11 protein-coding genes are annotated in these 11,603 nt (G+C 66.2%); 4 read left to right on the plus strand and 7 right to left on the minus strand.

Annotated features, from left to right (window positions below):
* Positions 1–45: 45 nt before the first annotated feature.
* Genes ACIQLD_RS00545 through ACIQLD_RS00560 form a run of 4 tightly spaced genes read right to left on the minus strand, consistent with a single transcriptional unit; the run spans position 46 to position 4,348 of the window.
* Positions 46–1,857: a ubiquinol-cytochrome c reductase cytochrome b subunit gene (locus tag ACIQLD_RS00545; protein WP_021201549.1), complete on the minus strand. Its 1,812-nt coding sequence runs from the start codon at positions 1,855–1,857 to the stop codon at positions 46–48.
* On the minus strand, positions 1,854–2,930 hold the full coding sequence (locus ACIQLD_RS00550; protein ID WP_402603831.1) for a ubiquinol-cytochrome c reductase iron-sulfur subunit: 1,077 nt from the start codon (positions 2,928–2,930) through the stop codon (positions 1,854–1,856). The genes ACIQLD_RS00545 and ACIQLD_RS00550 overlap by 4 nt, the downstream gene beginning before the upstream one ends.
* A gap of 36 nt (positions 2,931–2,966) precedes the next feature.
* Positions 2,967–3,770 (minus strand): c-type cytochrome, encoded by an 804-nt coding sequence (locus ACIQLD_RS00555; RefSeq protein ID WP_402603834.1) that lies wholly within the window; start codon positions 3,768–3,770, stop codon positions 2,967–2,969.
* 20 nt (positions 3,771–3,790) lie between these two features.
* On the minus strand, positions 3,791–4,348 hold the full coding sequence (locus ACIQLD_RS00560; protein WP_208323613.1) for a heme-copper oxidase subunit III: 558 nt from the start codon (positions 4,346–4,348) through the stop codon (positions 3,791–3,793).
* A gap of 288 nt (positions 4,349–4,636) precedes the next feature.
* On the opposite strand from ACIQLD_RS00560, the gene trpD reads away from it, so the two are divergent.
* Together trpD and ACIQLD_RS00570 are read left to right on the plus strand one after the other, a co-directional pair.
* Entirely contained in the window at positions 4,637–5,707 is a 1,071-nt protein-coding gene (trpD, locus tag ACIQLD_RS00565) for an anthranilate phosphoribosyltransferase (protein ID WP_402603836.1), read from the plus strand.
* Positions 5,708–5,709: 2 nt separating this feature from the next.
* The gene (locus ACIQLD_RS00570) at positions 5,710–6,696 is read left to right on the plus strand and encodes a PHP domain-containing protein (protein ID WP_402603838.1); all 987 of its coding nucleotides are present in this window, start codon (positions 5,710–5,712) and stop codon (positions 6,694–6,696) included.
* 27 nt (positions 6,697–6,723) lie between these two features.
* Here the strand turns inward: ACIQLD_RS00570 and ACIQLD_RS00575 are convergent, their stop codons facing one another.
* Positions 6,724–7,662 carry a 5'-3' exonuclease H3TH domain-containing protein gene (locus ACIQLD_RS00575; protein WP_402603840.1) on the minus strand — a complete coding sequence of 313 codons (939 nt, stop codon included), beginning with the start codon at positions 7,660–7,662 and terminating at the stop codon, positions 6,724–6,726.
* Between the two features lie 88 nt (positions 7,663–7,750).
* On the opposite strand from ACIQLD_RS00575, the gene ACIQLD_RS00580 reads away from it, so the two are divergent.
* Positions 7,751–8,476 (plus strand): hypothetical protein, encoded by a 726-nt coding sequence (locus tag ACIQLD_RS00580; RefSeq protein ID WP_402603842.1) that lies wholly within the window; start codon positions 7,751–7,753, stop codon positions 8,474–8,476.
* Positions 8,477–8,494: 18 nt separating this feature from the next.
* Here the strand turns inward: ACIQLD_RS00580 and ACIQLD_RS00585 are convergent, their stop codons facing one another.
* Positions 8,495–9,100: a hypothetical protein gene (locus ACIQLD_RS00585; protein ID WP_402603844.1), complete on the minus strand. Its 606-nt coding sequence runs from the start codon at positions 9,098–9,100 to the stop codon at positions 8,495–8,497.
* Between the two features lie 224 nt (positions 9,101–9,324).
* Complete coding sequence (locus tag ACIQLD_RS00590; protein ID WP_402603846.1) at positions 9,325–9,873, minus strand: hypothetical protein; 549 nt, start codon at positions 9,871–9,873, stop codon at positions 9,325–9,327.
* 239 nt (positions 9,874–10,112) lie between these two features.
* Between ACIQLD_RS00590 and rpsA the strand changes: the two genes are divergently transcribed.
* Entirely contained in the window at positions 10,113–11,567 is a 1,455-nt protein-coding gene (gene rpsA / locus ACIQLD_RS00595; RefSeq protein ID WP_021201539.1) for a 30S ribosomal protein S1, read from the plus strand.
* Positions 11,568–11,603 lie beyond the last annotated feature (36 nt).

Raw genomic sequence — 11,603 nt, forward strand, 5'->3', positions numbered from 1 at the left:
GCCCCGTCCGAATGGACGAGGCCTTCATCAGTGGGGGAGTGGCGACTACTCGCCATCCTCCGACTTCTTGCGAGGCTTCTTCACCGGCTCGGTCGCGATGACCGTGCTCGGCGTGTTCGGAGTCTCGTCGACGTGGGTCTCATCGACCGTGAGCGGGGCGTCAGGGAATCCCGCACGCTCGTGAGCGCCCTGGATCTCTGCGGCCTCGGTCTCGTCGTTGTGAGCCGTGACGTGGTGCTGGTGAGCATCCGCTGCCTCGACTTCGGCCTGCGTGAGCGGGGCGAGGCGGTCCTCGAAGAACCAACGGGAGATCGAGGAACGGAGGTTCTCCGTCCACGGGATGCGGCCCTTGTCGTTCGGTCGCACGACGAGAGGCTCGTAGGTGTCGACGTCGATGAGCTTCCAGCGGTCGTACTTGTCGACGGGCTGGTGCACCTCGATGAACTCGCCACCGGGGAGGCGCACGATGCGGCCGGATTCGAAGCCGTGCAGCACGATCTCACGGTCCTTCTTCTGCAGCGCGATGCAGATGCGCTTGGTGACGAAGTAACCGAGGATCGGGCCGAGGAAGAGCAGCGCCTGCAGCGTGTGGATGACGCCTTCCATCGTGAGCATGAAGTGCGTCGCGATGAGGTCGGACGATGCCGCAGCCCAGAGGACGGCGTAGAAGATCACGCCGGCCACACCGATCGCGGTGCGCGTCGCGGCGTTGCGCGGGCGCTGAGCGATGTGGTGCTCGCGCTTGTCGCCGGTGACCCACGCCTCGATGAAGGGGTAGATCGCGACGGCGACGATGAACAGGCCGAGAACCAGAACCGGGGCGATGATGCCGAACGACCAGGTGTGGTCGAGGAACACGATGTCCCAGTTCGACGGTGCCAGACGCAGGGCGCCGTCAGCGAAGCCGATGTACCAGTCGGGCTGGGTACCGGCGGAGACGGGGGACGGGTCGTACGGGCCGTAGTTCCAGATCGGGTTGATCTGGAAGAACGTCGCGATCAGCACGATGGTGCCGAAGACGATGAACAGGTAGCCACCCATCTTCGACATGTAGACCGGCATCATCGGGTAACCCACGACGTTGTCGTTCGTGCGGCCCGGGCCGGCGAACTGCGTGTGCTTGTTGATGATCATGAGCATCAGGTGCACCACGATCAGCGCGATGACCAGCATCGGCAGCAGCAGGATGTGCAGCGTGTACAGACGTCCGACGATGTCGGTACCCGGGAACTCGCCACCGAAGAGGAGGAACGAGGTCCAGGTTCCGATCAGGGGGAGACCCTTGATCATGCCGTCGATGATGCGCAGACCGTTGCCCGACAGCAGGTCGTCGGGAAGCGAGTAGCCGGTGAAGCCCTCGGCCATCGCGAGGATGAAGAGGATGAAGCCGATCACCCAGTTGAGCTCGCGGGGCTTGCGGAAGGCGCCCGTGAAGAACACGCGGAGCATGTGCACGCCGATGCCGGCGATGAACACGAGCGCGGCCCAGTGGTGGATCTGGCGGACCAGGAGACCACCGCGCAGGTCGAAGGAGATGTGCAGCGACGACTCGAGCGCCGCGGACATCTCGATACCCCGCATCGGAGCGTAGGCGCCGGTGTAGTGGGTCTCGACCATGGACGCCTGGAAGAAGAACGTCAGGAAGGTTCCGGAGAGGAACACGACGACGAAGCTCCACAGCGCGATCTCGCCGAGCATGAACGACCAGTGGTCGGGGAAGATCTTGCGACCGAGCTCCTTGACGAAGCCGGAGAGGCTGGTGCGCTCATCGATGTAGTTCGACGCGGCACCGACGAAGCGACCGCCGAGCGGCGCCTTGGTGTCCTTGTCCTCTTTGGACAGCGTTGCGGTGCTCAATGGCGCTCCCAGAAGCTCGGGCCGACGGGTTCCTTGAAGTCGCTGCGTGCGACCAGGTAGCCCTCGTCATCGACGGTGATGGGCAGCTGCGGCAGCGGACGAGCCGCCGGGCCGAAGATGACCTTTGCGTGGTCCGTGACGTCGAACTGCGACTGGTGACACGGGCACAGCAGGTGGTGGGTCTGCTGCTCGTACAGAGCCACAGGGCATCCGACGTGCGTGCAGACCTTGGAGTAGGCGACGATGCCGTCGTAGGACCAGTCCTTGCGGTCCTCGGCCTCGATCAACTGCTCGGGGCGCAGGCGCATCATCAGCACGATGGCCTTGGCCTTCTCCTCGAGGTAGCCGTCGCTGTGGCTGAGGGTGGCGAGTTCTTCCGGGATCACGTGGAACGCGGAACCGAGGGTGACGTCAGCGGCGCGGATCGGGGTGCCGTCGGGATCGCGCACCAGGCGTGCGCCCTCTTCCCACATCGTGTGCTTGAGCAGCACGACCGGGTCGCCCGCGGTGGGGTCGTCCGGGGTGGAGTGCGGCGCCAGGCCACGGAACAGCGTCACACCGGGGATGATCGAGGCGACGATCGCGGCGAACAGCGAGTTGCGGATCATCGAGCGACGACCGAAGCCCGACTCTTCATTCGCGTCGGAGAAGGCCTTGATGGCCGCCTCACGCGTGGAGTCCTTGCCGCGGGTGGGGTGGCGGTGTTCGATGAACTCCTTATCGGACATGAGCGCCTTGGACCAGTGGATCGCACCGATGCCGAGGGCCAGCAGCGCGAGGGCGATGCCGAGACCGATGAAGAGGTTGTTCTGCCGGATGTCGATGAGCGCGCCGCTCTCGATCGGGAACAGCATGTAGGCGGCGACCGCCCAGATGCTGCCGGCGAGCGAGAGATAGAACAGCGTGTAGACAGTGCGGACAGCGGCCTTCTCAGCGCGCGGGTCCTTGTCGGTCATCCGCTCGCGGTGCGGCGGAAGCCCGGGGTTCTGCACGGGATCGCTGACTGCGACACCCAGCCCCGGAGAGGGCTGGTAGGCCCTGTCAAGAGCCTGCGAGTCGTCGTCGTGTGCCATGGTGCTCCTCGTACGTTCCTCTTCGATGATTAAGCGTCAGTTGGACTTCGCCGTGATCCACACGGTGACGGCGACGAGCGCGCCGATACCGAAGATCCACACGAACAGGCCCTCGGAGACCGGACCGAGCGAGCCCAGCGAGAATCCGCCGATCTGCACGGACTGCTGCTGGAAGAGCAGCGCCGAGATGATGTCGCGCTTGTCCTCGTCGGACAGGTTCATGTCGCCGAAGACCGGCATGTTCTGCGGGCCGGTGACCATGGCGGCGTACATGTGCAGCGCACTGGTCTCGCTGAGTCCGGGGGCGTACTTGCCCTCGGTGAGCGCGCCACCCGCGGCGGCCACGTTGTGGCACATCGCGCAGTTGACGCGGAACAGCTCGGCGCCGTTGGAGACGTCACCCTTGCCGTCGAGGATGTGGTCCGACGGGAACGTCGGGCCGGGAGCCTCGGACTGGACGAAGGACGAGATCGCGAGGATCTGGTCCTCGGTGAACTGCGGTGCCTTCTGAGGTGCCTGGGGACCCTGCATCTGCAGCGGCATGCGGCCGGTCGACAGCTGGAACTCGGTCGCCAGCTCACCCACGCCGTAGAGGCTCGGGCCGTTGGCGGTTCCCTGCAGGTCGAGGCCGTGGCAGGTGGCGCAGTTGGCCGTGAACAGCTTCTTGCCGTCTTCGACGGTCAGCTGCGAGGTCGCAGCCGACTGGGTGTCGGACGCGGCGAACGCGGCGGACGCTCCGGCGTACACGGCGCCGGTGATCATGAGGCCTGCTCCGATGAGCGCGGCCGCCGCCAAAGGGCTGCGACGACCGCTGGAACGGCGCTTCTTCTCTCGTGCCATCTCGGGGATCAGCTCCGCTCTTATTTCAGGAAGTAGATAACGAGGAACAGCACGATCCAGACGACGTCGACGAAGTGCCAGTAGTAGGACACCACGATCGAGGAGGTCGCCTCCTTGTGCCGGAAGTTCTTGACGGCGTATGCACGTCCGATGACGAGCAGGAACGCGACCAGTCCACCGGTGACGTGCAGGGCGTGGAAGCCGGTCGTCAGGTAGAACGCAGAGGCGTACGAGTCGGCGCTGATGGGCATGCCCTCAGCGACCAGCTGTGCGTACTCCCAGACCTGGCCGGAGACGAAGATCGCGCCGAGGGCGAAGGTGAGGAAGAACCACTCGACCATTCCCCAGCCGAACAGGCGACGGCGGCCGGCGCCGTTCTTCTGTCCCTTGCCGATCTTGTAGGGCTGCAGGTCCTCTGCCGCGAACACGCCCATCTGGCACGTGAACGAGGAGAGCACGAGGATCGCAGTGTTCACTGCGGCGAACGGGACGTTCAGCAGCTCGGTCCGGGCCGCCCACAGCTCCGGAGAGGTGCTGCGGAGGGTGAAGTAGATCGCGAAGAGTCCCGCGAAGAACATCACCTCACTGCCGAGCCACACAATGGTGCCGACAGCTACCGGGTTGGGCCGCTTAATCGTTCTCGCCGCCGGGGCATACGTCGCTGAGGTCGTCACCCCTCCATTATGGCCGATCCGCGGGCGTGATTCTTGCACCGACAGCCCTCGAATTGCCGCTCGGTGACTTAGGGGACCCTAAGAAAACACTGCGAATACCCGGTGAATCCGCGGGAAACAGGGGGTGGGCGCGGAGTGCACGTGCGTTCGGAAGCATCTGCATGTTTTCTCTGCGCCGATAGGATCGCACACATGGCTGATTCCCTGACCTGGTCCGACGTGCTCACCTCTCTGCTGGAGCGTCGCGATCTCAGCGTGTGGGAGTCCACCTGGGCCATGCGTCAGATCATGCAGGGGAGCGTCACCGAGGCGCAGCTTGCCGGATTCCTCGTCGCGCTTCGCGCCAAGGGGGAGACGATCGACGAGATCGTCGGCTTCCGCGACGCGATCCTCGAGGCGGCTGTACCTCTTCCTGTTTCTCCCGACGTGCTCGACATCGTCGGAACGGGCGGTGACCGCGTCGGTACGGTGAACGTCTCGACCACGGCGGCGATCATCATCGGCGCCACCGGAGTTCCCGTGGTCAAGCACGGCAATCGCGCTGCCAGCTCCGCGTCGGGATCCTCCGACGTACTCGGAGCGCTGGGACTGGAGCTATCGCTCGATCCCGCCGCCGTCGCATCCATCCTCGACCGCACCGGCATCACGTTCGCGTGGGCCGGCGCGTTCCATCCCGGCTTCAAGCACGCGGGGCCGGTCCGCGCCGAACTCGGCGTCCCCACCGTTTTCAACATGCTCGGGCCGCTGTGCAACCCGGCACGCGCCGAGGCGAACGCGGTCGGTGTCGCGCAGATCGAGCGCGTCCCGCTCATCACCGGCGTCTTCCGCACCCGAGGCGCGACCGCACTGGTGTTCCGCGGCGACGATGGACTCGACGAGCTCACCACGACCGGTCACAGCCGCATCTGGGAGGTCACCCGCGGGGACATCCACGAGCACGACCTGGACCCCCGCGACCTCGACATCCCGCTCGCCGACCTGGCCGACCTGATCGGCGGATCGCCGCAGCACAATGCGGAGGTGCTGCGGCGCACTCTGGCGGGGGAGAGCGGAGCCGTGCGCGACATCGTGCTGCTCAATGCCGCAGCAGGCATCGTCGCGTTCGAGCTCTCACAGGATGCCACCCAGGTGCAGCGTCCGATCCTGGAACGCCTGCGCGAGGGATACGACAAGGCATCGGCGGCGGTGGACGACGGTCGTGCCCTGGCCAAGCTCGACCAGTGGATCTCGGTCAGCCGGGAGCTGGCCACCCCGAAGGAGTAACCGTGGACCCCGTCGACGCGCTGCTGGAGATCGCCTCTCTGTTGGAACGCGAGCGGGCGTCACGGTATCGAGCGAAGGCCTTTCGTCAGGCGGCTGCGACGCTTCAGGACCTTCCGGATGACGTTCGTGCCGATCCCACGCGCCTTCGGGCGGCGAAGGGCATCGGAGAGTCGACCTTCGCGGTGATCCGCCAGGCGCAGACCGGGCAGGTGCCGGACTACCTCGTCGAACTACGTGGTGATGTCGAACCCGAGCGGGTCTCGGTGCTGCGCACGAAGCTCCGTGGCGACCTGCACGCGCACACCGACTGGTCCGACGGCGCGACTCCCATCCCGGTCATGGCTGCGGCAGCGCGCGCGTTGGGCCACGAGTATCAGGCGATCACCGACCACTCACCCCGTCTTCGTGTGGCCAGAGGGCTCTCGGCCGAACGGTTGCGCGAGCAGATGCCTCTGGTGCGTGCGGAGTCCGGCGGCGGCTTCACCCTCCTCGCCGGCATCGAGGTCGACATCCTCGAAGACGGCGCTCTCGACCAGGAGGATGCTCTGCTCGGAGAGCTGGACATCGTCGTGGCGTCGGTGCATTCGAAGTTGCGCATGGACTCGCGTCCGATGACCGCACGTATGATCGCGGCGGTGTCGCACCCGAGGGTGAACGTGCTCGGACACTGCACGGGTCGACTGGTACAGGGGGAGCGAGGGACGCGTCCGCCCTCGGCGTTCGACGCGGCGGCGGTCTTCGCCGCGTGCGCGGACAACGGCGTGGCGGTCGAGATCAATTCGCGTCCCGAGCGCCAGGACCCGCCGGACGAACTGATCGCGATCGCGCTGGACGCCGGATGCCTGTTCTCCATCGACTCGGACGCGCACGCTCCCGGCCAGCTCTCACTGCTGGATCATGGTGCAGAGCGAGCCGAGCGAGCGGGCATTCCCGCCTCCCGGATCGTCACGACCTGGGGGCTCTCGCGGCTGCTCGCCTGGGCGGAGTAGACGCAGCTGCGGTTGGGTGCTCGGTGGTCAGCCGGCCGCGAGGGCGGCCTTGGACACCGCCGCCACCGCGCGCGTCATCGAGCCGCCGAGGTTCCACTTCTCGGCGAGAGCCGTCGCCGCGTCGACCTCCGAAGGGTCGAGCACCCGCAGCGGGAGGTCTGGCGCCGTGATGGGGAGCGTGGTCGCGACCGCGACCACGGTCGGGGCGACGTCGAGGTAGGCAGATGCGGCGAGCACCTTCGCCCGCACCCCGGCGCTCATGCCTTCTCCGGCCTCGGCGGCGGCGCGGATGCCCTCGAGATCGGCGTGAGTCTGCAGCAGCGTCGCGGCGGTCTTCTCGCCGACGCCGGCCACACCGGGAAGACCGTCTGAGGCGTCGCCGCGCATCGTGGCGAAGTCGGCATACTGCGAGGGAAGCACCCCGTACTTGGCGACCACCGTCGCATCGGTCACGATCTCGAGGTTGCTCATGCCGCGCGCGGTGTAGATGACCCGCACATCGCGGGAGTCGTCGACGAGCTGGAACAGGTCGCGGTCTCCGGTGACGATGTCGACCGGCATCGTCGCGTCGGTCGCGAGCGTGCCGATGACGTCGTCGGCCTCGTGCTCTGCCACCCCGATGATCGGGATCCCGATCGCCGCGAGCGTCTCGCGGATGAGCGGGATCTGCGCTTCGAGGGGGTCGGGGACCTCTTCGATGTCAGGTCCGCTCGCGACGACCTCGACGACGCGGTGCGTCTTGTAGCTGGGGATGAGGTCGACGCGCCACTGCGGGCGCCAGTCGTCATCCCAACACGCGATGACGTGGGTGGGTTCGTAGAGCGCGACGAGCTTGGCGATGATGTCGAGCAGACCGCGCGCCGCGTTGATCGGCGAGCCATCCGGTGCCGTCACCTTGTCGGGGACGCCGTAGAAGGCGCGGAAGTAGAGGCTGGCGGTGTCGAGCAGCATGAGGCGATCGGTCACGAGCACAGTCTGCCACGGGCATGCGACGCCGACCGGTCGTCGTGGGTCGGAGGGTGAGACGATCCGCTCGGGTACGACACTCACCGGTATGACAGCTTCTCTTCGCAGGTTCTCGTCCCTCGTCGTGGGCGGGATGGCGCTCGCTGCGGTGTTGACCGGATGCGCGACCTCGGCGGGGACGGGTCCGGTTCCGGAATCGACCTCCGATCCGGACGCCTCCGACACGTCGTACGCACCGCAGGCGGCGTGGCTCGATGCGACGTCGTTCGTGCTGAAGACGTGGGGCGACGCGTGCGCGCCGCAGATCGGGGACATCGTCGCCGGGGACCAGTCGCTCGAGATCGTGCTCGTCGACACCACGGATGAGGTGTGCGCGGCAGTGCAGACCGCGCACGGAATGTACGTCGGGCTGCCCGCTGCGTTCGATTCCTCACGATCGGTCGAGTTGACGGTGACGGACCCCGGTGGGTTGACCACCGAGCTGACGCTGCCCGGCCTCGCGGCAGGAGAGGTCATCCCGGCCGATCGGATGCCTGAGCAGACACCCGCAGCGGCATGGATCGACGAGCAGGAACTCGCGATCCTCACCTGGGGGTCGTCGACCTGCATGCCGGTGGCCGGAACCGTCGATGTGGTCAGCGAGAAAGAGGCGATCGTTCGGCTGGAGGCGAGCGGGAACGAGGTCTGCACGATGGATCTGGTTCCGCAGATCACGTTCGTGCCGGCTGAGGGAATCGGTGAGGACGCGGAACTGACGCTCGACGGGTACGTCGATGCGGACGGGGCCCCGGTCGACGTGACGGTCGTGCGCTAGACCTGCTCGGGAGGTCACTCAGCAGCCTGGTGCCGATGGCCGCTGCTCGCAGGTGAAGGCCACGAGTGCGGTGTGCGCCTCGAAGATGCGTATCTCGCGTGCCGGACCGGGGATCGTGAGTTCGCCCGTGACGGGGAACCAGCCGTCGCCGAGGTCGACCTCCGCGGCGTAGCGGACGGTGACGTGCGCCTGGTAGCTGCCGCGCTCTCGATAGACGTGGCTCGTCGCGGTCGGGGTGAACGGCGCTTGCCCGAGCGCCGCCCAGGTCTGTCCACCGGTGCTCGAGGTCGCTGAGGTGCCGTCGCCGTGCACGAACTCGTATCCGACAGGCGTGAACCGCACCGACAGGGGAGCGCTGAAGAGGGTCCCCGAGCGCGTGTGCGCTGACGCCGCTGCGACGAAGTTCGTCGGCATCCCGGCCACGCCGATGTTGTCTGGCTCGCCGACGTTCGCGACCGGGTCGGGAGCGAACTGTGCGAGATCACCGATCGTGATCGCCGGGGCCGCCGGCTCAGTCGTTCCCGGTGGCGGGGGTGGCGTCGGTTCCTCGTCGGCCGTGGCGCGAAAGCAGCTGCGGGAGCTGTTCCAGTCGTCGAGACACGAATCGAAGTCGAACTCGTGCACCGGGAAGACCGGAGATGTCGGGGTAGACGGGGAGTCTCTGCCCGGGGTGTTGTTATGCGGGGTGCCGGAGGAGGGCTGGGTCTGGGTACCGGTGATTACAACCGTGTGCTCGCTGGTCGATGCCCAAGCCCCATCGAAACCTGCTTGAGGTGGCGGTACGTCAGGTGTTCCAATGCGGATGACGCTGACTGCGAGCACCAAGTACACGGCAGCGGCGGGTGACATCAAGCGCACTGAAGGCTCTCTGTCGGAGTGGTAGATGAGATCGCGAACTTAGTGTCGGTCTTCGCTGGCGTGAACAACACCTCGATGGCCTGACGCGACGGTCGATCAGGGGGGACTGCGGAGGTGCCGTCTGCGTTGAACAGCTCGACCTCTGCGATGTCAAGGCAGACATGCGCTGTAACTACCGCCTCGGAATACTTGATTGGTGTGAAGGTGTCGAAGGTGGAGGAGCCGCGTCGAGTGATCCCCGCTGCATGAAACTGGCTGTAGTTTTCGCGGGCTGCCGATAGTGCGTCTCCCAGTAGCCAGTCGAAAACGGGTGCAAATGAGTTTGGATCCGTGAGATCGGTTCCGTTGGTCGCAGCCGTGTACTGGCGGAAAGTCTCCTCTGCGGCAGCGAAGGCCTCTTCTTCCGAGGCGAAGGCTGCGGTCGGCGTGGGCGTCGGGGCCGGGGTCGGCGCGCAGCCCGCGAGCATCACGACGACCGCGGTCATCGTGAGGGCGCCGAAGCGACGGGATGTGGCAGGGAGACGGGTCGGCGAGATCACCCCGTCACGGTAGCTGGGAGCGCGGGAGCGCCGCGGGAGTTATCCACAGGTCCACGCTCGTCGGAATCCGACTCCTGCAGTATCAGAACTTCTGATAGCCTTAATCGTCACTCGTGGCGTGCATGCGCGTGCCCTCGTGACGAGAAAACCAAAATCCAACTGCTGTGAAGCATGCAGTCGGCCGTGCGCGGTCGTTGCCTCGCAGCCCGAGTCTCCATTCAACAAGGACAACCCACTACATGACTACCGCAACGACCGCCCCGGCCACCAAGCAGGTCGCCATCAACGACATCGGATCTGCTGAGGACTTCCTGGCCGCGGTCGAGAAGACCCTGAAGTTCTTCAACGACGGCGACATCATCGAAGGCACGATCGTCAAGATCGACCGCGATGAGGTCCTCCTCGATGTCGGCTACAAGACCGAGGGCGTCATCCCCTCGCGCGAGCTCTCGATCAAGCACGACGTCGACCCCAACGAGGTCGTCGCCGTCGGCGATCTGGTCGAGGCCCTCGTTCTCCAGAAGGAGGACAAGGAAGGCCGTCTGATCCTCTCCAAGAAGCGCGCACAGTACGAGCGTGCCTGGGGAGACGTCGAGAAGATCAAGGAGAACGACGGCGTCGTCACCGGCACGGTCATCGAGGTCGTCAAGGGTGGACTCATCGTCGACATCGGCCTCCGTGGCTTCCTGCCGGCCTCGCTCATCGAGCTGCGCCGCGTCCGCGACCTCACGCCGTACCTCGGCCAGGAGATCGAGGCCAAGATCCTCGAGCTCGACAAGAACCGCAACAACGTCGTCCTGAGCCGCCGTGCGCTGCTCGAGCAGACGCAGTCGGAGTCGCGCACCACGTTCCTGAACAACCTGCACAAGGGTCAGGTCCGCAAGGGTGTCGTCTCGTCGATCGTCAACTTCGGTGCGTTCGTCGACCTGGGCGGCGTGGACGGCCTCGTGCACGTCTCCGAGCTGTCCTGGAAGCACATCGAGCACGCCTCCGAGGTCGTCGAGGTGGGCCAGGAGGTCACCGTCGAGATCCTCGAGGTCGACCTCGACCGCGAGCGCGTCTCCCTGTCGCTGAAGGCGACGCAGGAGGACCCGTGGCAGGTCTTCGCCCGTACCCACGCGATCGGACAGGTCACGCCGGGTAAGGTCACCAAGCTCGTTCCGTTCGGTGCGTTCGTTCGCGTCGCAGACGGCATCGAGGGCCTCGTCCACATCTCCGAGCTCTCCAGCAAGCACGTCGAGCTTGCTGAGCAGGTCGTGTCGGTCGGCGAAGAGGTCTTCGTCAAGGTCATCGACATCGACCTCGAGCGTCGTCGCATCTCGCTGTCGCTGAAGCAGGCCAACGAGTCGGTCGACCCCAACGGCACCGAGTTCGACCCGGCCCTGTACGGCATGCTCGCCGAGTACGACGAGAACGGCGAGTACAAGTACCCGGAGGGCTTCGACGCCGAGACCGGTGCGTGGAAGGAAGGCTTCGACGCCCAGCGCGAGGCATGGGAGCAGGAGTACGCTGCAGCCCAGGCTCGCTGGGAGGCGCACAAGGCTCAGGTCGTCAAGGCGGCCGAGGCCGAGGCTGCGGCCGGAGACGACTTCGGTGGTCAGACCTTCACCAGCGAGGCTGCCGGCGCCGGCACCCTCGCGGACGACGAGGCTCTCGCCGCTCTGCGCGAGAAGCTCTCGGGCGGCAACGCTTAAGCAGCATTCTGAAACGGGTCGTCACCTCGCCTTCGG

It is taken from the genome of Microbacterium sp. NPDC091662, from assembly GCF_044756705.1.
In the GTDB taxonomy this organism is placed as follows: domain Bacteria; phylum Actinomycetota; class Actinomycetes; order Actinomycetales; family Microbacteriaceae; genus Microbacterium.